This is a genomic window from Catenulispora sp. GAS73, assembly GCF_041262085.1.
Taxonomy (GTDB): domain Bacteria; phylum Actinomycetota; class Actinomycetes; order Streptomycetales; family Catenulisporaceae; genus Catenulispora.
Map to the genome: position 1 here is coordinate 78948 of NZ_JBGCCM010000030.1, position 24505 is coordinate 103452.

At 70.9% G+C, this 24505-nt stretch carries 23 protein-coding genes; 7 read left to right on the forward strand and 16 right to left on the reverse strand.

Annotation, left to right across the window (positions count from 1 at the left end; translation table 11 throughout):
* Window positions 1-5 precede the first annotated feature (5 nt).
* Window positions 6-845, reverse strand: a complete 840-nt coding sequence (locus ABH935_RS36410; RefSeq protein WP_370382520.1) for an SDR family oxidoreductase — start codon at window positions 843-845, stop codon at window positions 6-8.
* 180 nt (window positions 846-1025) lie between these two features.
* Between ABH935_RS36410 and ABH935_RS36415 the strand changes: the two genes are divergently transcribed.
* A complete protein-coding gene (locus ABH935_RS36415) occupies window positions 1026-1928 on the forward strand; it encodes a helix-turn-helix transcriptional regulator (RefSeq protein ID WP_370382521.1) in 903 nt (300 codons plus the stop codon).
* Between the two features lie 152 nt (window positions 1929-2080).
* Here ABH935_RS36415 and ABH935_RS36420 read toward each other — a convergent pair whose 3' ends face one another.
* From ABH935_RS36420 to ABH935_RS36430, 3 genes are all read right to left on the reverse strand, one after another.
* On the reverse strand, window positions 2081-4102 hold the full coding sequence (locus ABH935_RS36420; protein ID WP_370382522.1) for a glycosyl hydrolase family 28-related protein: 2022 nt from the start codon (window positions 4100-4102) through the stop codon (window positions 2081-2083).
* A 126-nt stretch (window positions 4103-4228) separates the two neighbouring features.
* Entirely contained in the window at window positions 4229-4402 is a 174-nt protein-coding gene (locus tag ABH935_RS36425) for a hypothetical protein (protein ID WP_370382523.1), read from the reverse strand.
* On the reverse strand, window positions 4381-5001 hold the full coding sequence (locus tag ABH935_RS36430; RefSeq protein ID WP_370382524.1) for an acyl-CoA thioesterase domain-containing protein: 621 nt from the start codon (window positions 4999-5001) through the stop codon (window positions 4381-4383). Before ABH935_RS36430 ends, ABH935_RS36425 begins: the two co-directional genes overlap by 22 nt.
* A 330-nt stretch (window positions 5002-5331) precedes the next feature.
* On the opposite strand from ABH935_RS36430, the gene ABH935_RS36435 reads away from it, so the two are divergent.
* From ABH935_RS36435 to ABH935_RS36445, 3 genes are all read left to right on the forward strand, one after another.
* A complete protein-coding gene (locus ABH935_RS36435) occupies window positions 5332-5703 on the forward strand; it encodes a PadR family transcriptional regulator (RefSeq protein ID WP_370382525.1) in 372 nt (123 codons plus the stop codon).
* Between the two features lie 155 nt (window positions 5704-5858).
* Window positions 5859-6893 carry a hypothetical protein gene (locus ABH935_RS36440; RefSeq protein WP_370382526.1) on the forward strand — a complete coding sequence of 345 codons (1035 nt, stop codon included), beginning with the start codon at window positions 5859-5861 and terminating at the stop codon, window positions 6891-6893.
* A gap of 187 nt (window positions 6894-7080) precedes the next feature.
* Window positions 7081-8367, forward strand: coding sequence for a peptidase S8 (locus ABH935_RS36445; RefSeq protein ID WP_370382527.1), 1287 nt, complete (start codon window positions 7081-7083; stop codon window positions 8365-8367).
* 87 nt (window positions 8368-8454) lie between these two features.
* Here the strand turns inward: ABH935_RS36445 and ABH935_RS36450 are convergent, their stop codons facing one another.
* From ABH935_RS36450 to ABH935_RS36470, 5 genes are read right to left on the reverse strand one after another with little or no spacing between them, the layout of a single operon-like run.
* Window positions 8455-9174 carry an HAD family hydrolase gene (locus tag ABH935_RS36450; RefSeq protein WP_370382528.1) on the reverse strand — a complete coding sequence of 240 codons (720 nt, stop codon included), beginning with the start codon at window positions 9172-9174 and terminating at the stop codon, window positions 8455-8457.
* 5 nt (window positions 9175-9179) lie between these two features.
* Window positions 9180-11171: a hypothetical protein gene (locus tag ABH935_RS36455; protein WP_370382529.1), complete on the reverse strand. Its 1992-nt coding sequence runs from the start codon at window positions 11169-11171 to the stop codon at window positions 9180-9182.
* Window positions 11172-11227: 56 nt separating this feature from the next.
* The gene (locus ABH935_RS36460; RefSeq protein ID WP_370382530.1) at window positions 11228-12964 is read right to left on the reverse strand and encodes an AMP-binding protein; all 1737 of its coding nucleotides are present in this window, start codon (window positions 12962-12964) and stop codon (window positions 11228-11230) included.
* Between the two features lie 32 nt (window positions 12965-12996).
* The gene (locus ABH935_RS36465; protein WP_370382531.1) at window positions 12997-13278 is read right to left on the reverse strand and encodes a hypothetical protein; all 282 of its coding nucleotides are present in this window, start codon (window positions 13276-13278) and stop codon (window positions 12997-12999) included.
* Window positions 13279-13280: 2 nt separating this feature from the next.
* Entirely contained in the window at window positions 13281-13481 is a 201-nt protein-coding gene (locus ABH935_RS36470; RefSeq protein WP_370382532.1) for a hypothetical protein, read from the reverse strand.
* A 300-nt stretch (window positions 13482-13781) separates the two neighbouring features.
* On the opposite strand from ABH935_RS36470, the gene ABH935_RS36475 reads away from it, so the two are divergent.
* The gene (locus ABH935_RS36475; RefSeq protein WP_370382533.1) at window positions 13782-14771 is read left to right on the forward strand and encodes a LuxR C-terminal-related transcriptional regulator; all 990 of its coding nucleotides are present in this window, start codon (window positions 13782-13784) and stop codon (window positions 14769-14771) included.
* Between the two features lie 46 nt (window positions 14772-14817).
* Here ABH935_RS36475 and abc-f read toward each other — a convergent pair whose 3' ends face one another.
* The 3 genes from abc-f to ABH935_RS36490 all read right to left on the reverse strand — a co-directional run bounded on the left by abc-f (window position 14818) and on the right by ABH935_RS36490 (window position 18321).
* Window positions 14818-16479, reverse strand: coding sequence for a ribosomal protection-like ABC-F family protein (abc-f, locus tag ABH935_RS36480; protein ID WP_370382534.1), 1662 nt, complete (start codon window positions 16477-16479; stop codon window positions 14818-14820).
* 220 nt (window positions 16480-16699) lie between these two features.
* Window positions 16700-17686 carry a GDSL-type esterase/lipase family protein gene (locus tag ABH935_RS36485; RefSeq protein WP_370382586.1) on the reverse strand — a complete coding sequence of 329 codons (987 nt, stop codon included), beginning with the start codon at window positions 17684-17686 and terminating at the stop codon, window positions 16700-16702.
* Window positions 17617-18321 carry a hypothetical protein gene (locus ABH935_RS36490; RefSeq protein ID WP_370382535.1) on the reverse strand — a complete coding sequence of 235 codons (705 nt, stop codon included), beginning with the start codon at window positions 18319-18321 and terminating at the stop codon, window positions 17617-17619. Before ABH935_RS36490 ends, ABH935_RS36485 begins: the two co-directional genes overlap by 70 nt.
* A gap of 165 nt (window positions 18322-18486) precedes the next feature.
* Here ABH935_RS36490 and ABH935_RS36495 point away from each other — a divergent pair, with 165 nt between their 5' ends.
* Entirely contained in the window at window positions 18487-18714 is a 228-nt protein-coding gene (locus tag ABH935_RS36495; RefSeq protein WP_370382536.1) for a hypothetical protein, read from the forward strand.
* A 48-nt stretch (window positions 18715-18762) separates the two neighbouring features.
* On the forward strand, window positions 18763-19230 hold the full coding sequence (locus ABH935_RS36500) for a hypothetical protein (protein ID WP_370382537.1): 468 nt from the start codon (window positions 18763-18765) through the stop codon (window positions 19228-19230).
* 34 nt (window positions 19231-19264) lie between these two features.
* On the opposite strand, the gene ABH935_RS36505 is transcribed toward ABH935_RS36500, so the two are convergent.
* From ABH935_RS36505 to ABH935_RS36520, 4 genes are all read right to left on the reverse strand, one after another.
* Entirely contained in the window at window positions 19265-20263 is a 999-nt protein-coding gene (locus ABH935_RS36505; RefSeq protein WP_370382538.1) for a phosphotransferase, read from the reverse strand.
* 171 nt (window positions 20264-20434) lie between these two features.
* Window positions 20435-21070, reverse strand: a complete 636-nt coding sequence (locus ABH935_RS36510) for a hypothetical protein (RefSeq protein ID WP_370382539.1) — start codon at window positions 21068-21070, stop codon at window positions 20435-20437.
* Window positions 21071-21107: 37 nt separating this feature from the next.
* On the reverse strand, window positions 21108-22421 hold the full coding sequence (locus tag ABH935_RS36515) for a hypothetical protein (RefSeq protein ID WP_370382540.1): 1314 nt from the start codon (window positions 22419-22421) through the stop codon (window positions 21108-21110).
* Entirely contained in the window at window positions 22403-24391 is a 1989-nt protein-coding gene (locus ABH935_RS36520) for a BTAD domain-containing putative transcriptional regulator (protein ID WP_370382541.1), read from the reverse strand. Before ABH935_RS36520 ends, ABH935_RS36515 begins: the two co-directional genes overlap by 19 nt.
* Window positions 24392-24505 lie beyond the last annotated feature (114 nt).

The window sequence follows — 24505 nt, forward strand, 5'->3', positions numbered from 1 at the left end:
TCCGGCTAGCCGGGCTGCCCGGTCGGCATGATCGTGACCTGCTGCAGGTTGACCCGCGGCGGCAGCGCGGCCAGGAACGCGACGGTCTGGGCGATGTCGCCGGGTGTCAGGAACTCCATGGTCTGCGCGGCACCCTCCAGCCACGCCTGCGCGCCGGGGTCGGTGACGTGGGACTGCAGCTCGGTGCCGACGATGCCCGGTTCGATCGCCGCCACCCGCACGTTCTTCGCGCCGAGCTCGGCGCGAAGCTGCCGGGACATGTGGGTCACGTAGGCCTTGGTGCCGCAGTACACGGCGAAGCCGGGGAAGATGTTCTGCGCGGCGATCGAGGACGTGTTGATCAGGTCGGCGACGCCGCGATCGGCCGCGGCGGCCACCAGCTGCGGGGTGAACGCGCCGATCACGTTCATCAGGCCGGTGACGTTCAGGTCAATCTGGTGCTGCCACTGGCCGACCGCCAGCTCCTCGATCGGCGCCGGCAGCATCACCCCGGCGTTGTTGAACAGCAGGTCGGCGCCGCCGAACTCGGCCGCGACCCGGTCGGCGGCGGCCTGCACCGCGGCCCGGTCGGTGACGTCGGCGGTGATCGCGAGCGCCCGGCCGCCGTCCTTCTCGATGCGCTCGACCAGCTCGGCCAGCCGCTCGGCGCGGCGGGCCAGGACGACGACGCGGGCGCCGAGCGCGGCAAGCTCAAGCGCGCTGGCCTCGCCGATGCCGCTGGAGGCGCCGGTGATGACGGCGACGCGCCCGGCCAGCGGGGCGGCCTGGGTGGCGGCGGTGGCGCCGGTGGTCGTCGTGGCGGTGCCGACGGCGGCGGTAGCAGTGGCGGTGGTGTTCGTGGACATGATGCGTACCTTCCACGAGCGGGTCAGGTGGGGTTGGTGCGGCCGTCGGTTCCGGCCTCACATCCAGAACACCATCCGCCGTGCCCCTCCGGGCCGCCATAACTGACCCTGACCAGGCAGGTACTGGCAGGGCCACTTTGCGCCACCGCTCCGGCGCCGACATGGACCACACTGGAAGACATGGACCGCGCCACCGAGATCGCCGACTTCCTGCGCTCCCGGCGCGCCGGCATCACCCCGGACCAGGCCGGGCTGCCGTTCGACGGCCGGGTGCGGCGCGTGCCGGGGCTGCGCCGCGACGAGGTCGCACGGCTGGCCGGCGTCAGCAGCGAGTACTACACGCGGCTGGAGCAGGGACGCGCCGGCAACCCCTCGCCGGAGGTCGTCGCCGCCGTCGCCGACGCGCTGCGCCTGGACGACACCGAACGCGAGCACCTGGCCGACCTGCTCACCCCGCGCGCCGCGCGCGCCGCATCAGCGGCCTCGGCGTCGGCGGCGCAGCGGCGCGCGCCGAACCGCAGCCGCGTGCAGCAGGTCCGGCCGGGCCTGTATCTGATGCTGGCGACCCTGGAACAGGTCCCGGCATTCATCATGGGCCGCCGCACCGACATCCTCGCGGCGAACCGCCTGGCCCGCGTCGTGATCACCGACTTCGACGCCATCCCCGCACCGCGCCGCAACCTGGCCCGCTACCTGCTGCTGGACCCGCAGGCCCGCGAACGCGTCGGCGACTGGGAGCGGATCGCCGCCGAAACCGTCGCGATGCTCCGCTTCGAAGCCGGCCGCTACCCCCACGACCGCCAACTCGCCGACCTGATCGGAGAGCTGACCGTGCACTGCCCGGAGTTCACCCACTGGTGGAGCGACCACCGCGTACTACGGCGCACCCACGGCGCGAAGAGCTACCGGCACCCGGTGGTGGGGGAGCTGCACTTCTCGTACGAGTCGTTCCAGGTCCCCGGCGACGCCGAACAGATGCTGTGCGTGTACACGGTCGAGCCGGGCTCGGACAGCGCGCAGGCACTGCAGATGCTGGCCAGCTGGAGTGCTCCGGAGGCGGTCGGGGGTCCGGGGGCGCGGTGAGGCAGGGCCCTGTTCTGCTGTGGTGCGGATGCGCGGTGGTGAGTGGAACGAGAAGCGGGGCGTCGCCGCCGCCCCCTCGGACGGCGGCGACGCCCCGCGTCACCATGCCTAGCCCTACCTTGCGCTACTCCTAGCCCTGCCCTCGCGCTACCTCAGCCGGCCGGCCACGGTGAAGGCGCCGGCGGCGGAACCACTGCCGGGCGGTCGTTGCAGGTGATGGTGTTCGGCAGCTCCCACGAGGCCAGCCACGGGCCCGTGGTGCCGCCGCCGGTGTTGCCGCCGAGGTCGGTCAGGGCGAACTCCGAGCCGGCCGCGGTGAAGTGGAACGAGCCGCAGTTGTTGACGCCGACGGCGCCGACGTTGCGGGCGACCACGTTCTGGAACGTCGCCGCGCCGGCGGAGCGGGCCGAGACCACCGAGGTGCCGGTGCCGTCGACCTTGATGTCGGCGAAGTGCACGTTCGTGATCGAGTACAGGTCCTTCACCGGGAAGTCCGACACCAGCATGATCGCGTTGTAGGTGTTGTCCAGGAAGTTGTCGCCGGTGACCTGGATGTTGGCGTCGATGCTGTGTTCCAGGGCGTAGATCCAGATCGCGCCCAGGCCGATCTTCCAGTTCAGTTCGAACGTGCCGGCGCGGACGGTGGTGTTGTCCGCGACGGTGATGGTTCCGCCGAACGGCACCGCGCCGAAGCGGCTGCCGATCTGCAGTGCCGAACCCTCCCGGATCGGGTCGGCGACCAGGTTGTCCGAGACCGTCAGGTCGCTGCCGCCGTACAGGGCGATGCCGTTGGCCAGCACCGGTGTCTGCACCGTGTTGTGGTCGAAGACGTCGCCGGAGTCGGCGGTCTTCTCCGACCACGCCGCCAGGCCGTCGTCGCCGGTGTTGCGGATGAAGTTGTTCCGCACCACCGAGTTCGTCACGCCGGTGTGGAAGTTGATTCCGTCGGCGATCTGGTCGGCGATCTGGTTGTTCTCGATGGTCAGGTTGTTCATCGGGCCGTCCAGCCACATCCCGACCTTGGTGTGGTGGATGTACAGGCCTTCGACGCTGGAGTCGCTCAGCGCGCCGCCGATGCCGTTGACCTGGTCGGTGTCGATGCGTTCGCGGACGTCGCCCTCGATGGCGAAGCCGGACAGGTGCACGTTGTGCGACCCGCCGGCCGAGGCGTCCTTGCCGTAGAAGCCGACGCCGGTGTGGACCGAGCCGTCCGGGGCCGGCGACGACAGCGTCACCTGGTGGCCCTTGACGATGGTGTACCAGCTGCCGGCGCCCTCGATGGTGACGTCGTCGACGATGATGTGCCGGTTCACCTGGTACGTGCCCGGCGGCAGGTACACCGGCAGGTGCACCAGCTTGGCGAAGGCGACGGCCCGGTCGATGGCGTCGGCCGAGTCCCGCCGCCCGGTCGGGTCGGCGCCGAACAGCAGCACGTTCGCCGCCGCCAGGTCGATCTTCGGCGGCGCCACCAGCTGCGAGTCCATCAGGTCGACGGTGGTGGCCGACGCCGCGGTGCCGGCCGGCGCGGTGAGCCGGATGACGTCGCCGGCCCGGTAGGTGCGGCCCAGCAGCAGCCGCTGCTCGTCGTAGAAGTGGTTGGGACGGAACGGCGTCGGGAACACCGGCGCCGGCGTGGTCTGATCCGGCACGCAGCCGCACTCGGTGGTCCACCAGTCCGGGTGCAGCGGCCCGGCCGACGGGTCGTTGCTGAACGGGTACTCGTTGTACAGCCACGCGTACTGCGACGTCAGCGTCATCGTCCGGTGTTCGTGGCCGTTGACCGACACGTCCAGCGGCGCGGTGATGCCGCCGCCGGTCGGGGCGTCCGGGATGCTGTACCGGACGGTGATCGCGTTCGTCGCCGCCGGCAGCGTGAACTGCACGTACTGCCCCGGCTTCAACGTCACCGCCGACCGGCCGGACGCCTCGGCCGCCAGCGAGTACGCATCGGTACTCGGACCGATGACCGTGCCGTCGGTGACGGCGTTCTCCGCCTCCTGCTCGACGAACCCCAGATCGGCGCCGCGTCCGGCGACCAGCGACGGATCCAGCGCGGCCCGCGTGACCTTCGTCGGCGCGGCCGTGGACGCGCCGGCCGGGCCGGCGGCGATGAGAGTGCTCAGGCCCAGAACCGAGGCGAAGGCCGCGGCCAGGGGTTTGGTGGGTGTGGGCATGACAGGACCGTAGAGGCCCGGAAACCCGGAAGCAATACTTCTGTGCCTTGATTTCAGAAGATCATCGATGATCTTCTTGTTCTGCTTGGCTTCTTGCGCGATGTTGATGGAATTTTGCGCACGCGGTCAGCGGGGCTGAACCAGCAGCGGCTGCGTGCCGGTGCCGACGCTCCCGGACTCGTCGTGCAGCTCGGTCACCGTCGCCCCGATGCCGTCGCCGGCCAGCGAGGTCCGGGCGTCAAGCAGAACCCAGTCGCCGACCGGGTGCCGGTGCAGGCTCAGCTGCAACGCCGTCGGCACGAACAGGAAATCGTCCAGCGGCAGCTCGTTCGAGATGCCGTTGCCCGATTTCCTGTTCGTGCCGACGGCGTCGCCGTCTCGCCCTCGACCACTGGCACGAGCACCCGCGTCCAGATCGCCGCCGGACCCGGCTCTCCGCTGTGGCCGCGCACCGGACGCCACTCGATCGCGTGCGGATAGTGCCAGGAGTCCGGGAAGTCAGGGAACGGCGAATCCGGAGTCGCCTCGGGAATCGCCGGCAGCGGCGTGGCCCGGTGCTCCACGCGCTTGTCCGCGCCCGCGCTGGTCGCGATCGTCCAGCACCTGGCCTCAGCCACCACCCGGCCCTCGATGGTCAGCGTCGCGGCGTCCAGACGCACCCGCCGGCCCGGACGCAACGTCCGCACCTCCACGACCCCGGGCTGACGCGGAATCACGCCGAGGAAGTCGACGTGCGCCTCGGCGATCCGGCCGTGCCCGGCCGTCACCTTCTCGATCTCGCCGATCAACAGCGCCGACGGCGGACCGCCGTGCTGCAACGACGTGTCCCAAGGGCTTTCAGTGGCCTGCGACGGCTCGAACACGGCGCCTTCGGCCCGGCGGTAGAAAGGCTCGCTCATCACCGCAGTGACGATACAAGCCGCGCGCCCCACCGCAGCGAATGCGGTAGGACGTAACAACACGCAGCGCCCGAGGGCACCACACGAGGGCACCACAGCAGCGCACCACAACCGGGCGCCACGAGAACCGCCGCACCGAGCACGAAAGGACGCCCGCCATGGCCGTCGCCGAAGACCTGGACCGCGCCACCGACTCCACCTAGGACTCCGGCGAGAACTTCATCGTCGTGGCCTCCAAAGGCGGCTCGGCCGAGAACCCCGCTGGGCTGACGTCGCAGGCCTGTGCTCCACCGATTGACCTGATACCTTGCTAGCCGATATATAACGAGTGTGAATTCATCGGGTAGCCGGACGGAGCAGACGTTCCAGATCCTCACCGCGCTCGTCGACGGGCCCCTGCACGGCTACGGCATCATCCAGGAAGTCGAGCAGCTCTCCGGCGGCCGCACTCAGCTGAAGGTCGGCACACTCTACGGCGCGCTGGACCGGCTCACCGGCGAAGGACTGCTGGTGCTCGACCGTGAGGAGACGGTCAACGGGCGCCTGCGCCGCTACTACCGGCTCACCGACGCCGCCGCGCAGGTCCTCGCTGAGGAGGCGGAGCGGATGGCCGCGCAGGCGTCGGTGGCCTTGGCCAGGCTGCGCGCGCGGGGTTTGGGGCACGGTGTGGCGCGCGGGGCGACTTCGGAGGGGATGGCATGAGCGGGGCAGGGGTGGGCGGAGACGGCGGCGCGGCTGGATCTGAATTCGGGCCCGAATCCGGATCTGGATCAGGGGCCGAGTCCGGGATCGATTCGGGGTCCGAGAATGTCGCGGGCAGCGGCGCCGGGCCGACGGGCGCGGCGGCGAGCTCAGCGATGAGCTCGGCGGCAAGTGAGCCGGAGGACCAGTCGGGCGCGCCGGTGGGCCCGCGAGACGCGGCGGCGGTGCTCCAGCGGCGCTATCGGCGGGTGCTGATGCTGCTGCCGCGGGCCTACCGGGCCCATCGCGGCGAGGAGATGCTCAGCGTCCTCATGGACAGCGCGCCCGAGCAACAACGGTGGCCCAAAGTCGGCGAGGTGCTCAGCCTGGCCACGCACAGCATCCGGGTGCGCGGCGGAGTCGGCACCCCAGCGCTGCCGTCGCAAGCCGCGCGGCCGCTGATGCGGGCGGTGGCGCTGCTCGGGACGCTGTACCTCAGCTTCCTGGTGGCGATCGTCCAGCTCTTGGGGATGCGGTCCAGCTGGGGGATCTACACCACCGACATCAACTACTCCGACCTCGACGGGCACCACCACGCCTCCGTCCAGATGGTGCTCCTGCAGGTGGCCGGGCTGCTGTGGCTCGGGGCGTTCGCGGCGCTGCTGCTCGGCCGGCGACGGCTCGTCCAGGTCCTCGGATGGATGCTGGTCGTGCTGGCCGCCTCGCAGGTCACCGGCGTCTACACGGCGCTGGCGGCGGTGCCGTCGCTGATCGTGGCCGCCGCGCTGATCGCCACCGGCGGCAAGGCGATCGCGCCGGCGCGGCATGGGCGGCGGTGGTTGGCGGCGCTGGGAGCCGTGGCGGCGATCACCGGCGCGCTGGCCTGGCACGGGCAGGGAACCTACGAGCGCCCGGCGCAGATCGGGCCGGTGGCCGCCGTCGTCGTGGCGGTAGTGGCGGTCGCGGCGCTCGGCGGATGGCGACGGGCCGAGTGGGCCGTGGCCGCAGCGGTCGTCGGCGGCATCGCCGGCATCCAGCGCGCCCTGGAGGCCAACCACTACCCGGATTGGGCAAATCCCGGCTTCGACCCCTATCTGCGCCTCATCCTCATCGGCGAGGCGATCCTGGTCGCCGCCGCGCTGTACGCGATCCGCCGGCAGCGCCGGCAGCGGTCGGTCGTCGCCGACAGCGGCGTCGGAGAAAGCTCTTAACGTTCTGGCCTTATCAAGGTCATGAATCGGCAAAACATCGCCACGGCCCTTGTTCGCCAGGTGAGCGGTAGTTAGCTTCGAACACGCTGCCACCGCGGGGCGGCGCCACCACGAGTCTTCTCGTCCGGTCCCGGGCACACCGCTGCCCGGGGCCGCTTGCCGCACCCCTCGATCTGGAGGCAGAAGCTTGCGATCCACCCCGCGCCCGACCCGCCGCCGTGCCGCGATATCCCTGGCCGCCGCCGCGGTCCTCGGCGGCTCCGCAGCGGCGCTGGCCACCGCCGCCAACGCCACCGGCTCCCACACCGCCGCGACCACCACCACCGCCGGGGCGCGCGCCGCCGACGCCAATCACGCCGCCGCCGGCCCCGCGTGGTCCCGGGCCTGCGACCTCCCCGCCCCCGGCCTGGCCGCCTGCGACGCGCTGCACGTCAACAACGTCGCCGAGCACATCCGCGCCACCGGCGTCACCCCGAACGCGACGCCGTCCGGCTTCGGCCCCGCCGACCTGCGCTCGGCGTACAACCTGCCGGCCGGCGGCGGCGCCGGGCAGACCGTCGCGATCGTCGACGCCTACAACGACCCCAACGCCGCAGCCGACATGAACACTTACCGCAGCCAGTACGGCCTGCCCGCGTGCACCGTCGCCTCCGGCTGCTTCAAGCAGGTCAACCAGACCGGCGGTAGCAAACTGCCCAAGGGCGACACCGGCTGGGCCGGGGAGATCTCCCTGGACCTGGACATGGTCTCGGCCGTCGCGCCCAACGCGCACATCATCCTCGTCGAGGCCACCACCCCGTCGATGACCAACCTCGGCACCGCCGTCAACACCGCCGTCAAGCTGGGCGCGAAGTTCGTCTCCAACAGCTACGGCGGCGGCGAGTCCAGCGCCGACACCAGCTACGACAGCACCTACTTCAAGCACGCGGGCGTTGCCATCACCGCCTCCTCCGGCGACGGCGGCTACGGCGTGGAGTACCCGGCGGCCTCGCCCTACGTCACCTCCGTCGGCGGCACCGCGCTGAAGAAGGACAGCTCCGCACGCGGCTGGACCGAATCGGTCTGGTCCACCAACCCCACCGAAGGCGCCGGCTCCGGCTGCTCCGCTTACGAACCCAAGCCCACCTGGCAGAAGGACACCGGCTGCGCCAAGCGCACCGTCGCCGACGTCGCAGCGGTCGCCGACCCGGCCACCGGCGTCGCGGTGTACCAGACCTACGGCGGCTCCGGATGGGCCGTGTACGGCGGCACCTCCGTGGCCTCCCCGCTGATCGCCGCCGTGTACGCCGACGCCGGCGCGCCGAAGGCGGCGGTGCCGGCCGCGGACATCTACAGCCACACCTCGGCACTGAACGACGTCACCAGCGGCGCCACCGCCAGCTGCACGCCGTCGTACCTGTGCACCGCCGGCACCGGCTACGACGGCCCGACCGGCTTGGGCACGCCGAACGGCCTCGCGGCCTTCACCGGCTGAGCAGCAGCACCAGCACAAGCACTAGCACGTAGCAGGGCCGGGCTTCGGAAAGAGCCCGGCCCTGCTGCGACTACCGCATCCGGCCGATCACAGACCACTGAGCTCCGTCAACGAGGCGATCACGCGGATACCGGCGTCCACGGCACCCCGACCGGAAGCCGCCTCGGCCGAGCGGTCCAGCCAGATCGCGTGCAACCCGGCATCGCGCGCGCCGACGGCGTCCTTCTCGTAGTCATCGCCGACGTAGGCCACCTCAGCCGGTGGCAGCCCCAGCGCCTCGCAGCCTGCCAGGAAGATGCTCGCCGCCGGCTTGGCCTCGCCATGCTCTTGGGAGCAAACCAGCGGTTCGGTGAAGAACCCGAGCAGCCCGATCGCCTCCAGCTTCTCGCGCTGGTGCCCGGTCGCCGAGTTCGACACCACGCCGAGCCGGTAGCGACTCGCCAGGGCACCCAGCGCCGGCTGAGCGTCGTCGAACGCCCGCCGGGTCGTGTTCTTCCGCGCCGCGTAAGCCGCGAACCAGGCTGCGGCCTGCTCGTCCGACATCTCGGGAGCGCCGGCGACTCCGGCTGCCGTGAGGAAACGCCGGGTCCGCGTGATCTTCTGGCCGACGTAGGTCAACTCGCCGGTGAGAAATCGGGGGTACTCGGCTTCCGTGAGGTCCCGCCACAAGCGCAGAGCCTCAGCCGGTGAAGCGAACCGGTCATCAAGCCCCTCGGCCACCAGGTGCGACTGAAGACCGGACTTCTCGGCATCCTCGAACGCGTACAGCGTTCCATCGACATCGAACAGCACGCCCCGGATCACCATGGTGATCATTCTTGCGGGAAACGCCGATCCGGAACAGCTTCGTGATCAACGACGTTCGGCCACGGCCCGATCGCGTCGTCAGTGAAAGCCTCATCCAGGGCGCGGCGCGCGCCGGCGTTCACCGAGGCGATCCCTGGCGCCTGGTCGGGGTGAGTGTCGTCGGTGTGCTGAAGCAGCGGGATGTCGGGGTTGATCTCGACGGCTTTCACCTGGACCCCGTCGGCGGCGTGTTCGACCAGCACCATCGCGTAGTCCGGGAGCTGCTGCAGCACCCGCGGCTCGACCGTGTACTCGTAGACCCGCTGCGTGGACTGCGCGTCGGACCAGGTGTCGGTGTTCGAGGCGGTGGTGCTGTGCGCCCAGGTGCGGTCGGTGCTGCGGCTCTGCGACCACGAGCGTCCCCAGCTGCGGGTCGGCGCGTGAGACAGGCCCGGGGAGGCGGTTCCCCGCTGCTTGCCGGCGCTGTGCGACAGCCCTTCGGACCCAGCGTCGCTGTCGGAGACGCTGTGGGTCTGGTGCCCGCCGACCGTGCGGGTCAGCCCGGATATCTCGAAGCGGTTCTCGCGCCCGATGAAGTCCGCGGCCCGCGAGGCCTCCTGCGGATTGCCCAAGTTCATGAACGCCACCGGCCCGGCCCCGAGCATCTGGAACGACGCCTCGCGCAGATGCCGGAACATCACCACCAGGCGGGTCCCGCGCCGGTTGCACAAGTCCGACAGCCGCTCCAGATGCCTCGGCGCCAACTCGTCCGCGCCGGCCAGCACCAGCGTCGCCACGCCGGTACCGGCATCGGCACCGGCGTTGCCGGCGATCTGCCGCGCGGCCCAGGCCACCACCAGATCGGCCAGGAAGTCCCCGGCACCGCTGCGCCACGTCGCGGCCATCGACACGCACCGCAGATCCGCCGTCGGCCGCTGATGCGTGCGCAGCCCGAGGCCGCCGAGGGAATCGGCGAGCGCCTCGATGACACGCAGAGAACCCGAGGACTGCTGCCGGTAGGACTCGGAGAACACCTGGCCGGCCAGGTCGGCGCGCTCGGCCGGCGACAGCTCCGCGCCGTCGTGGGGCTCGTTCAGCAGCACCCTGGCACCGGCGGCGATCCGCGGCATCGTCAGCCCGCCGGCGGCGAGCCTGTCGCACAGCGCGCCCAGCAGCCGGGCGTCCAAGACCCGCTCGCCGCGCGTGGCGTTGCTGTCGCCGCCGTGCAGCGACTCCACGAAGATCTCCACCAGCGACGGCACGTCCAGGCCGGCCAGCAGATCGCTGTCGGCCAAATCCGCCGGCAGCGCCTGCACGTCGACGTCCAGGCCCGAGGCCACCGCGCCGCGCGCCAACTCCCCGACGATCTGCTCGCCCGACAGGTCCAGCACCACCATCGGGCCGCGCGAGGCCAGCGCGGAGGCGCCGAACACGGTCAGGAACGCCTCCCAGCCCCACAGGTTCCCGCCGACCACGTCGATCCGGCGATGCCCCGGTGCCGGAGCCGACACCCACTGCGGCAGCGCCGACAACCGCCGCGTCTCCTGCTCCTCGAACGCCGCCCGCCGTGCCGACCACGCCTGCAGCGCAGCGCCCTGACGGCGCACCTGAACGCCTCGGCGGCGTGTCCCGAACCGGCGGACCAGCCGCAGATGCGTCAGCACCAAAACCAGCCACAGCCCACCGGCCGCGGCCGCGCCGACCCCGCCGTAGATCAGCACCGGTGCCGGCGACAGGTGGTGGTCCGGCTGCCGGTCGTGCCGCACCAGTACCGCCCAGGCCGCCACCGTGCCGACGACGGCGAACCGCCACGTCCAGGCCAGCCGTCCGGCCAGCTTCTTCCGCGCGGCCTGCAACCGATCGCTGTCGACTTCAACCGGCGGCGCCGCATCGGCGGGTCGGGGCTCGGTGAAAGCCCGGCGGAACTGGTCCCGATCGCTGAACGACCACCCCAGCCGCTCCTCCGGTGCGAACAACGCCGGCCAAGGCGCCAACTCCGCACCGGTTCCGTCCGCCATGACCACCGGTCTCCCCACATCCAGAAACGACGGCGCCGCAGCGCTCATCAGAGCCCTTATCGTACCGACTCGGTCGAGGGCGCCGCCGAGCGGACGCCGGGGATACGGCCCCCGCCGGACTCGGCCCCGCCGTGCTCGACGCGTGCGCCGGCGATCTTCACCTGGCTGTCGTGGCGGTCATGGCGCGCGCCGCGCTCGCCCTGGGCGCGGCGGCCGAGAAAGTCGAGCTGGCCGTCGGGGCGTTCGCGGACCACGTCGCCGGTGCGGAACACGCGCTGCGCGGAGGCGGCGTGCGGGTCGGGGATGAACCGCTCAGCGGTCTCATTCGGCAGGCCGGCGTAGCCCAGAGCCAGGCCCGGACCGCCGAGCCACAGCTCTCCCGGCGTACCGGGGACCACCGGGGCCCCGTTGTCGTCGACGATGCGGTGGTACAGGTGCGGCACGACGTGGCCGATCGGCGGCGTCCGGTCGCCCGGCTCGACCCACGCCGCCGCCGACACGACCGTGCACTCGGTCGGCCCGAACAGGCCCAGGACCCGGAACGGCAGCCCCGCCGGGATCGGCGACAGCCGCTCACCGGCCGATGCCAGGATCCGCAGATCCGTGCCCGTCGGCCAGGTCATGCCGATCAGCAGCTCGGCGATCGGCGCCGGAGCGAACGCCACCTCGACGTTGCGGGACAGCAGCCAGCCGACGAACGCGGCCGGTTCGGCGCGGGCCTCGTCCGGGGCGACCTCCACCCGCGCGCCGGCGAACAGCGCCGGCCACACCTCCCACGCCGCCGCGTCGGCCCCAACCGCCGCGCCCTGGCTGACGACGGTTCCGCGAGCCAGACCCAGCTCGGAGGCAGCCCACGTCGCCAGGTGCGCCAGCGCGCCGCGCGACACCTGAACACCTCTGGGTACGCCGCCGGTTTCGCCGGTGAACATGACGCAGGCGACATCATCCGGTGACGGGTCGCGGCGCCGTTCGGCATCGGTCGCCGCGGGGAGATCTCTGAGATGCCTCCAGGAGACGACGCGCGCCACGGCTTTCAAGCTGGTCGCGATCGGGGACCTGGCGGAGCGGGGCAGGTCGGCCTCTGCGGTGGTGTCGACGATGAGCGTGCAGCCGGCGGCGCGCGCCATGGACTGCAGCCGCTGGGCCGGCTGGTGCGTGTCCAGGGGCACGTAGGTCAGGCCCGCGTCGTAGAGCGCGAACACCGTGGCCCAGAACCTGGCGCCGGCCGAGCCCAGGACGCCGACGACGGCGCCCGGCTCCGGCGCGCCCACTGCCGCGGCGTCGGCCAGGCGTGCCAGGTCGCCGTAGGTGAACCGGTCGTGGTCGTCTTCGATGGCGACGGTGTCCGGGGACCGGGTCGCCAGCATCCGGGCCAGCGCGGTGACGTCCGGCCGCGGCGCCTGCAGGAACGTCACGAAGCGGTTCCACAGCCGCCACTGCCGGTCGGCGGGAATCCGTGCCGACAGCGGTGTGAGCTCCACCCGGAACGTGTGGCGCACCGGGTCCTCGGCGACCCGGATCAGGATGTCGCCGCTGTCGCTGGTGTAGCGCTGGAGATGCGAGGAGCCGAATCCGGCGTGGGAGAGGAACGTTTCGGCGTCACGCACCAGCCGGCCCTTGTCCAGCGGCCTGCGGCCCTCCAAGCCGGTCTCCTGACCGGCGTACATGCTGGCGGCCAGCAGGACCGCGCGCAGCGAGACGCCGTGGACCCGGGCCAGTTCGCGGGCCGCGCTGTGCGCGTGCGCAGGCAGCGGCAGTGCCAGGGCTGCGGGTGCGGAGCTGTCGGTGACCACGATCGTCCCTTCTTCCTTTCTCGGTGCGGGGCTCACCAGGTGGCGGAGGCCATTTCGAAGCCCGCGTTCCAGCCGGCCAGCCAGGGTGTTCCGGCGATGGCGCGGCGGCACACGGCCAGCACGACCTCCGGGTCGGCGTCGCGGGCGAGGAAGAACAGGGCGTCCGCGCCGTGGGGGCGGGGCGCGACGTGGATGTGCTCCACGCCGTCGCGGCCGAGGACGGACAGCCACAGCGTGTCGACGATCACGGTGGCCGGCGGCAGGCTGAGCGGGCCGATGGTCGGGGCGTCGAGGTTGACTATCGCGGTGTGCATGGCTACTCCCAGCAGGCGCCGCACGCGGGGGCGGGCGTGGTGGACGTCGTCGAAGCCGAGGTGGCGACAGTGGTGACAGCAGCGGACGAGGCGGCAGCGGTGGAGGCGGCCGGCGCTGCTGTGGCGACGGCCGGGGCGGCCACCGCTCCCACGGCGGCGGTCACGACGGCGGCGACGGCGGCGAATCGGGCGAAAGGCGTCATGCTGGTGGGGCTCCTGGTGTGTGACTGTGACGGTGCGGACACGCACCCGTGCGGGGCGTCCCGGCCCGGCCGACCCCGTGTCGACCGAGGGCATGCGATGAGCATTTCAGCAGGTCGGGGCAATGAGAAGGGGATGTGACTGGCACCATCTGGCCCTGGCCACGGAATGCCAGTGATCATCCGGGCACCGTCCGTGATATTTGCTGATAGTTGTTACCGGTATGTCGGATTGACGTATTCTCCGAGGTAGGGCGTTCGGCACGGGACGGCGCCCGCCAGGTCGTGGGGAAGTAGGACGTCGTGCTTGAGGTTCTGGGACTGGAAGCGGTCAGCGAACTCATCTACCGCGAGATGCTTCAGCATCCCGAGTGGGGCGTGACCGAGCTCGTCGCCGGCACCGGCCTGTCCGAAACCGAGGTCCGCGACGCCCTGGACCGGCTCGCCGCGCTCACGCTGCTGCGCGCGTCCCGGGAGACCCCGGGCACGCTGCGGCCGGTGAACCCCGAGGTCGGGCTGGCCGTGCTGGTCAGCCGGCAGGAAGCCGAGCTGGCCCGGCGCCGCCAGGAGATAGTCGCCGGCCAGGCCGCCGTCGCGGCGCTGCTCGCCGACGTCACCGCCGCCCCCGACCCCGCCGCCTACCCCGACGCCGAGCGCCTCGTCGGCCTCGACGCGATCCAGTCCCGTCTGGAGGCCCTCGCCGGCGGCGCGAAAACCGAACTGCTGTCGGTGGCGCCCGGCGCGGGACAGCGCCGGGAGACCCTGGAGGCCTCCCGCGATCTGGACAGCGCACTGCTGCGGCGCGGCGTGCGGATGCGGACGCTGGCTCAGGACTCGATGCGCACCAGCCCGCACACCGTCGCCTACTCGCGATGGATGATCGAAGGCGGCGCACAGATCCGCACCTCCCCGGTCCTGCCGCCGCGGATGGTCATCGTCGACCGGGCCTGCGCGATGGTGCCGCTGGACCCCGCCGACACCAGCAAAGGCGCGGTCCAGGTCGCCGAACCCGGCGTGGTCACAGCGCTGGTGGCGCTGTTCGAGCACGCCTGGGAGCGGGCCGTCCCGCTGGACGCGCCGGCCGCCGACCCGCAGCCGCAGGACGGCCCCACCGACGCCGACCGCGAACTGCTCAAGCTCATGGCCGCCGGCGTCACCGACGAAGCCGCCGCCAACCGGCTCGGCGTGTCGCTGCGCACCGTGCGGCGGCGGATCGCCGACCTGATGGAGCGGCTGGGGGCGACCAGCCGGTTCGACGCCGGGCTCAAGGCGGGGCGGCGCGGGTGGTTGTAGAGGCTGCTAGCGGCGGATAGTTACCGCCGCCGATCGCCGCCGGTGGTCAGGCCGGAAGCTGCGGCGTCTCGGTGATCGCGCCGCCGCGGACCTCCCAGGTGCGGGTGAAACCGACCCGGTCGGCGAAGTACGCGTCATGCGTGACCATCACCAGCGTCCCGGCGAACTCCCGCAGCGCCTCCTCGATCACGTCCAGGGAGTCGAAGTCCAGGTAGTTCGTCGGCTCGTCGAGCATCAGCACCCGCGCCGCGCCGTTGACGATCACCGCCAGCAGTAGCCGCCGGAGCTCGCCGGCGCTGAGGTCCGCCAGCCGCGCCGACCACTCGTCGGGGCCGAACATGTACGCGGTGAGCAGCTGCTCGGCGTCCTCCGGGTAGAGCGGCACCTGGGAGCGGAAGTACTCCGTCACCGTCTGGTCGGTGCGCAGCAGGTCATGGGACTGCGGCAGGACCGCGACGTCCTGCTCGGCCAGCACAGAGCCGCTGTCCGGTTCCAGCGCCCCGGACAGGACACGCAGCAGCGTCGTCTTGCCCGCGCCGTTGTCACCGGTCACCAGGATCCGGTCACCGCCGCGGACATCGACATCCACGTTGCACAGCAGCGCCCGGCCGCCGAAACCGACACTGACCGCCTTCGCCGACAGCACACTCTCACCCGCTGCGGCCTCGCCGGGGAACTCCAAGCACAGCGCCGGACGGGTCTGCGGCTGCGCGATCCACGTCAGCGCCTGCATCTGCCGCTCCAGCCGCCGCTGCCGGGCCTTCGCCTTCTTGGCGACCTTCTTCGCGATCCGGCGCCAGTGGTCGTTGCGGGTCGCCAGCTCCGTACTCAGCGACTGCTCCTTCGTGGCGTCGATGTCGGCCTGCAGACGGCGCCGCTGCTTCTCCTGCGCCTCGTAGTCCAGCAGCAGGTTCGACCAGCGGTGCGTCTTCTCCCGGCGGTAGTCGGTGTAGCCGCCTTCGTAGGTGGCCAGCTCGGGGCTGAGGCCGTCGAGTTCGAAGACGCGGGTCGCGGTGCGGTCCAGGAACGCCCGGTCGTGCGTCACCATCAGCACCCCGCCGGGGAAGCCCGCCAGGTAGGAGGCGAGCCAGGCGGCGCCGGCGGCGTCCAGGTGGTTCGTCGGCTCGTCCAGGATCAGGATGTCCGGGGCCCGCAGCAGCAGCCGGCCCAGCATCAGCCGGGCCTGCTCGCCGCCGCTGACCTGCGCCAGCGGGGCTGACTCGGAGAGATGCGCGATGTTCAGGCGCTGGCGTACCTCTTCCAGGCGGGCTTGGGCGAGCCAGCCGCGCAGCGTGGTCCAGCGGTCCTGGACGTCGCCGTACTCGGCCAGGGCCTCGGTATCACCGTCACCGTCAGCTTCGGCTTCGGCTTCGGCTTCGGCGATGCGGTCGGCCAGCGCGTGCAGGCGCAGGTTCAGGTCGTGGACCTCGCCGAGGCCCTGCGCCAGGAAGTCACCCACCAGCGCGGCGGGGTCGGGGACCTGCTGGGCGAAGAACCCGAGCTCGGTGCCCGGCGCCAGGTCGATACGGCCTGACGTCGGCTGCACTTCGCCGGTGATGCAGCGCAGCAGCGTGGATTTTCCGACGCCGTTGGGCCCGACCAGGCCGATCCGGTCGCCGGGGCCGACGGTGAAGTCGATGTTCTGGAACAGCAGGTCCGAGTCGTAGGACTTGGACAGGGAAGCAACTTTGAGGAAGGGGGCAGTCACGGTAGGGACTCCTTCGCGTGCGCAGATGAGAACTGGCGATGAGCAGCGAAGTGCGTCGAGGAGGAAGAGGTCCTGGCTCGACTGTCCCTAAATCAGCATCCAACCCGCCTTTGACCGGGCCGCGGTGCGGGCCCTCGTGGCATCGATCGTGGCTGTCGGGGGCGGGCCGCGCAACTGGTTAATGCGCGGCGCGCGCCTTTAGCCGTCCTGGATTGCTGTCTCAGTTGTCCTGGATGAGGTCGAACTCCTCCCAGGCGCCGATCGCGGTGCGGTTGGCGATCAGCGGCTGGGCTCCGGCGTTCTCGGCGGTGACGTAGTCGCCGTTGGCGTCGGCTTTGAGGCTGACGCTGCCGTCGGGGTTGTGGACGAGCTGGAAGGTTTCCCAGGCGCCTACCGCTGTGCGGTTGGCGATGAGGGACTGTGCGCCGGCGTTCTCGGCGGTGACGATCAGGCCGTTGGCGTGGGCGCGCAGGGCGATGGCGCCGTTGCCCTGGTCGATCTCGTCGAACTGTTCCCAGAAGCCGATCGCGGTGCGGTTGGCGATCAGCGCCGAGCCGCCGCCGTTGTCCGCGGTGACGTAGTCGCCGTTCGCGTGCGCCCGGAGGCTGATCACTGGCAGGTTGGGCTGGGTGAACAGGCCCAGGTTGACCGCGTTGCCGATGGCTTGGTAACCGGCATTGCTGGGGTGCAGGTGGTCGCCGCTGTCATAGGCGGGCAGATACCAGGTCGGGTTCGACGGGTCGTGGGTGGCGGTGTCCTGGTCGATGACGCCGTCACAGCCGCTGCCCGAGCCGCGGATGTAGCTGTCGATGGCCTCGCGTGCGGATTCTCCGGAAGCGTTCCAGTAACCGGCGCCCTGGTAGGGCGTGAGGGTCGAGCAGATGAACTTGATGCCGTTCTGGTGCGCGGCGGCGATCAGCTGCTGGAGGCCGGAGATGAGCTGCGCGGCCGTGGGCTGCGGGCTGGTCGAGCCGAGGTCGTTGATCGGGTCGTCGGAGAAGACGACCCAGCGCACGCCGGGTTGGGCCAGCACGTCGCGGGCGAAGCGGTTCAGGGCGCTCTGGCCGGCACCGTCGACCAGGAGCCGGTTTCCGCTGATGCCCTCGTTCAGGACGCCGATGGTGTCGCCGGCGGAGTTCAGGCGCGAGGCCAGGACGTCGGGCCAGCGATTGTTCGCGTCGACACTGGAGGCGTAGCCGTCGGTGATGGAGGCGCCGAGCGTGACGACCGAGCCGGCCGAGTTGGGTTCTGCACGTCCAGGCTGGACAGGAAGTAGAAGCTGTTCTGCGTCTGCGCACCCGACAGGCTCGCGGCGCCGCTGACGTCGCCTCCGGCCACGTAGCTGGTGGACATCGAGAACTGGTGGAACGTGGACGGGCCGGTGTTGCCCGGCAGGTAGAAGCTGATCGCGAGGTTCGTCGCCGCCGGGACGGCGTAGGCGACGGTGTCACTGATGCCGGTCCCTCCGGCCGGGATCGTGACCGTCGCGGAGCCGCCGAAGGTCACGACGTGGTCGGTGCCGCCGACGATCGCCGAACCCGACCCGGCCTGCGCGATGTGCACATCGCTGATGGCCAGCGGCGCGCTACCGAAGGCGTTGGACAGCTGCAGGCGCGCGCTGCCGCCGCTGATGCTGGTGTGGACGACCTGCCGGATCGTCTGGCCGCTGAACGTGTCGCCGCCGCCCTGGGGCGCGGTGGCCCAGGTGCCGGTCCAGTACCCGCTGGTGGGGTTGGCGGCCGCGGCGCGCGCCGGTGCGGTGGGGGTGGTGGTGAGGGCGAGCGCCGGGGCTGCGAGGACGGCGGTGGCGGCGGCTAGGCGGCGGAGGAGATGGTGGGGCATCTTTGACTCCTGGTGCCGGGTTGGGGACTGAATCTTGCAAATAAGAGTCTTTATTAACGCAAAGAATACACTGCGGTAGGGATTTGTCACGGAGTGGTGGTGGGGCGCAGGCGCGGGGTGCTGGGGTGCTGGGGTGCTGGGGTGCCGCAGGGTTCTGCGTCCGGGATGGTGATGCGTGCCGGCGGCCGTGATGCGGTGTACGGGCTGTTCAGTACCAAACGTCAGCTCCGCCAGCGCGGCATCAGCGTCCTGTGCGGGAAGCAGCCCGCCGTTCGCCTGCGGCAGGTGCGCGTGCAGCACAGGAAAGTGCTCCCAGCCCTGATCAGCGAGTTACCGGCGGCGGCGTGGTCACGCCGCGAGGACGCGGGCGGACCCGTCGGCGTCGCGCGGTAGGGTCCCCCAGTCTCGACAGTTGGCTTACGGGGAGTGGTGGTCACGGCGATGGGCGGAACCGGCTGGAGTCACATCGGGGAGTACGCCGGAAGCATCGCGGCGACTCTCGAAGCCGTTCAGCGCGATGTCTACGCCGGCGGCAAATTCGAGGACTGGTTCGACCACGAGGCCGGCCAGCCGAAGCCGACCTTCGAAGAGTTCTGGGCGGACCCGGAGCTTCGGTCGCCGGAAGGCGGCACGCATTCGATCCTGGACGTCTCCGAAGTCCGCGACGCGTCGGCCTACGAGGTGGACATCTGGGCACGGCCGAGCCGCCACTACGAGGGCGTGTACCCCCTGACCGATCCGGAACTGGCAACAACATTCGGCACACGTGAGCCCACGCGAGACGACTTCGACCGCGCCGGCGGCTTCGACGCGATGCCCGACTGCGAACGGGGTAGTGCGCGGAGCGTCATCCTGTACCGGGACGGTTCGCCGTCCGAGGTCGCGTTCAAGGGCGCGTCGGGATACTGACACGGTCTTGGACCGCCAAGCCGATGCCGCAGGCTCAGACCTGGTAGGCGAGCGCCTTCTGCAGATGGAAGTCTGCGATGTCGAGCATCCACTGCCGGTCCGGGAAGTCGCCCTCGGCGATGCGCAGCGGGCCGCCGACCAGGTCCAGGTGCATGACGTACTGGTAGTACCGCATGCGGCGCGGGTCGAGGTCCGGGTTGCGGAGCGCCTCGTAATGCGGGCCGAAACGCATGCGCATCCAGCAGTGTTCGACCTCGATGTCGGTGTACATCAGACCTTCGATGTCGATCAGGACCGGCTCGCCGTCGGGGCCGACGAGGGTGTGTTCGGCGCAGAGTTCGCCGTGGACGACGCCGAGCTCTGCGCGGGGTTCGAGCGCCGCGTGCAGGGTGCGCAGCTTGTCCTCCAGCATCGCCTCGGCGGCGGCCGCGCGGGCGTCGCGGGGGACGGCGGTGGCGATGTGCACCAGGCTGCGCTCCAGGTAGGCCTGCTCGCAGGTCATGTCCGGGGACGCGCCGCCGCCGTCGATCCAGGCCACGCGCCCGAACGCCGGGCCGCGGTGGCTGTGCATGCGCTGGACCATGTCCGCGAGCTGTGCGAGCGTGCGCGCGCCGGCCTGCGGGTCGCGCTCCAGCAGCGCCTCCAGCGTTCCGCCGCGGATGTCCTCGGCCACGGCGATGTCGGCCGGGTACAGGTTCTTGCTGCGGTCGGCGAGCAGCAGCCGGGGCGAGCGGGCCCCGACCGCCTCCAGGCGGCGGGTGGCGCCTTCGAAGAAGTCGATGCCCGAGGCGTGGGCGAACGGATCCGACGGGTCGTCGTGGCCGTCGGGGAGCAGCCCGGCCCAGTAGTCCTCATCGGCGTTCCAGACGTAGACGACGGCGCTCGTGGCGTCGTCGAGCGTGACGCGGTAGACGCCCTTCTTCGTGCCGTTCAGCAGGCGGTCGACGGCGACGACGCGGCGGTCGGTACCGAAGACCTCCCGGATCGTCGGGGCCAGGCTGTCGGCGTCGGCGAACTTTCGCACGGTGGTCACGGGTCCCCCTGGAGCGCTTGAGCGATCGGGCCGAACCGGCAGCCTACCGGGCCGGCTGGCCGGCCGACCGGCGCGGCGCGGGCTCGACCAGCGTCGGTGTCCCGGACCGCGCACGGCCCAGGACACCAGACACCAGGCACCAGACACCAGGGACTGTGCCCGCCGGATCGTTCAGAGCTGCGAGTTAGGCGTGCAGTCGACGGCCGGGATGTAGACGCCGCTCGACTTCGTCGACAGCACCAGGGTCTGCGGGATCCAGCCCGGCGGCGTCGTGATGATGGTGGTTCCAGCGGTCTGCCACAGGCCCTGCCAGCACCCGTCGAGCAGTTCGTAGTTCGTGGGGCTCACCTGGCTGTTGTAGCTGTAGGAGTTGTAGCCCGAGGGGTATTCCGCGCCGTTGACGTACAGCTGCGCCTGCACCGAGATCTCCGGGACCGGAGCGCTGCAAACGACCCACGCCGTGTCAGCCATGGCGTTGGTTCTGGTGAAGGGGTAGGTGAACGGGCCCCACTTCGCGCCCGGCTGCAGGATGTAGAGGCCTGAGGCGTACAAGTCGCAGTGGATCGTAGTGGGGCCGGTCTGGCCGGTCTGGCCGGACGTGGCCTTCTTCGTGGCGGTGACCGTCGCGATGAACTTGCTGCCCGGCGGCGGGGCGGCGGTGCCGGAGGCCGACGACGCGTGCGCGGGGGCAGCGGGTGCGGGGGCGGGCTGCGCCGCGTACGCCGGAGCGGCGGCGAGCAGCAGCGCGCCCGGCAGGGTAAGGAGCGCCGCCACGCATGCGGTGCGGTGCCGGTTCGTTCGGATCATTGCGAGTCTTCCTCTCGATGGTGGTCTCAACTGGGGGTCAGACGGTGACGAAAACCGTGTAGGGATCGCCCTGGAGCATGCGGAAGACGCTGTACAGGGCGCTGAGCTGGCTGCCGACGGCCTTGTTCTGAGCCAGCGGCACATGCCCGCGCTCGCACTGCTGCGTCCCGGTGGGCTGGTTGACGAACGAGACCGTCCCGTGGCCGTTGACGTATCCGGGCACGATCTCCAGGCAGTTCTTGCCGGTCAGACCGCGCGTCCCGCCGCTTTGTTGGCTGGAGGCGAACGGGTACTCATCGCAGCTGTCCGTGGGGACGTTGGTGGGGTCGGGTATGAACGTGCTGTCGCAGATGGCGTCCCGGTTTCCCTGGGACAGCGCCGGGTTGCCCCGGGTCAGCGGCGAGGTCGTAGTGCCCGGTGCCCCGGCCAGGTACTGCTCGGCGACCTGCACGTTGACCGCCGCGGGCCCGTAGCGGGCCTCCGACAAATACAGCGTGGGCACGGAGGCCGGGAACACACACCCCGGATTCCGATTGGCCAGCATGTTGTCGCACCTGACCGCCACCGGCATCCGCCACGTCGCGGGCTTGATCAGCGCGACGCCGGGCGTCTCCGTGGCCAGCGTGTAGAAGGTGGAGAACGTGTCCGGGCTCGTGGCTCCGGGGGAGTCCGAATATTGGAACTGGGCGTTGACGGTCTTGCCGACGTAGAACGAGTCGACGACCTTGTTCGAGAAAGACGAGTACGTGCACGGCGCCGTGCACGCCCCGCTGTATATCAGCGTTCCGGGCACGTCGGCACGCCCGGTCGCGGACACCCAGGTGACGGAGTCGTTCTCATTGATGACGTTGCTGGTGGTAGACAGGATGACGTCCTGATTGACGGAGATGTTGGCTGTACCCAGCTGCGCGCCGGTGTTGGCGTCGAATACGGTTTCCACCAGCTTGAAGCCCACGATGCAGTTCTCCGTGCGGCTGTAGAGCCAGATGCCGGTCTGGCTTCCGCACCACGACCCCACCGCCGGCTTGATGAGGCGGGCTCCGGGCTGCGGGGGCGTCGTCTGCGCCGGGCCGGGGGTGACGGTCAGACAGCTGACTTTCGTGATCCCGTGTGCCGCGTACTGCCGGAGTCCGGCACGGACCGCGGGGCACGAATCAGAAGTCTGGCCGGGCTGTGCGCTGTCCGGCTGGAAAGCCGGCTGGGGTGGGAGCTTCAGCGCCGTCTGGGCGAAACTGGCCGGCGTCGCCGCGCTTACCGGAGCAGCCCCGGTCAAGCTCAGACAGGCGCCGATCGCCAGCGTCAACACGGCCAGGACGAACGGTGATCGTCGTTTCAGAGGTCTTGCACGCATACCTGTGTCTCCATCCCGGAGCCGGTCCCTTGCCGGTCCCGGGACAGACGATTCACCGCAGGCGTTTGAGGATCGCTTGGCGAATCAAAGGTCCCCGCATAAGCGAGCAGCAGGCGATGGATCCGGAAGCGGCCCGGCGCATCGGCTGTCAGCAGATTGTGATCCGCGAGCTGCTCAGCCAGCACGGAGGCCGAGCCGAGGTCCGTCCGCATCAGCGCGGCCACGGCGTCGGTGTCGAACTCCGGGCGGGGCAGCGCCGTCAGGCGACGGAACAAGGTGCGCGCGTCCTCCGACAACGACCGATACGACAATCCGAAGACGGCGCTCAGGCGGCGGTCGCCGTCGGTGAACCCGGCCAGCGCGTCCCCGCCGGGTCGGGACGAGAGCCGATCGATCAACCAGGGCAGGCTCGCGGCCCGTCCACGGCCGCGCAGCAACGCGCCACCGATCACCACCGCCAGCGGCAGGCCCGCACACAACTCGGCGCCTTGCCGCAACTGGACGTCCTCCGCCGGCTCCCCGGCCCCGCGGGCGGCTTGCCGCAACAGCTCCGTCGCCTCTGCCGGGGGCAGCGTCCCGAGCGGTACGGACACGGCGTCGTCGAGCGCCTTGAGCCGGCGACGGCTGGTGACCAGCACCGCCGAATCTCCGCCGCCGGGCAGAAGCGGACGCACCTGCGATTCGTCGGCGACGTTGTCCAGAACGATCAGGGTCCGGGTCCCGGCGAGCCGGTCACGATAGGCGGCCGCCAGGACGTCGAGATCCGGTGTGAGCGCCCCGGCTGAAGCAACAGAGGCGACTGAGGCAGCGCCGAGGGCACGCAGCAGCACGCCGAGCGCATCCGCGGGGCTGCGCGGGACCGCGCCCTCGGTGTAAGCACGCAGGTCGATGAACAGCTGGCCGTCCGGGAACCGATCGGCCACCTGGTATGCGACGCGCAACGCGAGTGCGGTCTTGCCGATCCCCGGCATCCCGTCGATGACCGCGACCCGCACGCCGGCGTGCGGCCCGGGCCCGTGTTCACCGAGCATCCGCGTCAGCTGAGCCACCTCAGCCTGCCGGCCGACGAACAACCGCGGCGCGGCAGGCAGCTGACGTACCGCCACCGCTCTCCCCGGATGCGACGGACCAGCCACCACCGAACCAGCCACCACTGGCCCGACTATCACCGGCCCAACCACCACAGGCCCGGGCGGCGGCGCGGCGAGGGCGCTGTCAGCGTTCAGGATCTGCATGTGCAGCCGACGCAGCTGCGGCCCGGGATCACTGCCCAGCTCCGCAGCCAGGTGCCCGCGGATCCGCTGGTAGCGCGCGAGGGCGTCCGCGGTCCGCCCGCACCGGTAGAGGGCGAGCATGAGCTGCGCGGCGATCCGCTCATCCAGCGAATGCTCATCGGCCTCGGCGGTCAACTCGGCGAGCAGCTCGGCATGCCGCCCCAGCCGCAGCTGGACATCGGTCAGATCCAAGCGCGCGGAATACCGCTGGAGCAGCAGATTCTGCCGCACCGAATTGCTCCAGGGAGTATCAAGACCGGTATACGGCTCACCGCGCCACAACCGGAGCGCTTCCTCAAGCAAAGCGGCCGAGCGATCGTCCGAACCATCGGCGCGCGCCTGCGCGAGCAGCCCGTGGAAGCGATACAGGTCCACCCGCTGCTCGTCGAGGACGACCTTGTAGCCAGAGGGTTCGTGCACGAACTCCACATCAGGCTCCGTGACCAGGGAACGCCGCAGCAAAGACACGTAGGTGCGCAGCGTGCCACGCGGGTCCTCGGGCACCCGCGCGCGCCCCCACACCCGGTCGACGACCTGGTCGGGCGTGACCACGCGGTTCGCCTGTGCCAGCAGCACCGCCAGCACGGCCCGCTGGCGTGCGTGCCCCACTTCCGTCGGCCGACCGCCGACGACCGCCTCGATGGCACCGAGAACCCGGAACTCCGTCGCCGTCACGCCGCCCGCCCCTCGCCCCACCCACGGTCATGGACTCCGCATCTGCTGAGCTGCAGATCCACAGACTCCGGTAGTGTCGTCTGACAGGTCTCTGATATATGTCTGAACGCTGGTCACGGCACAGGTGCAGGGGAC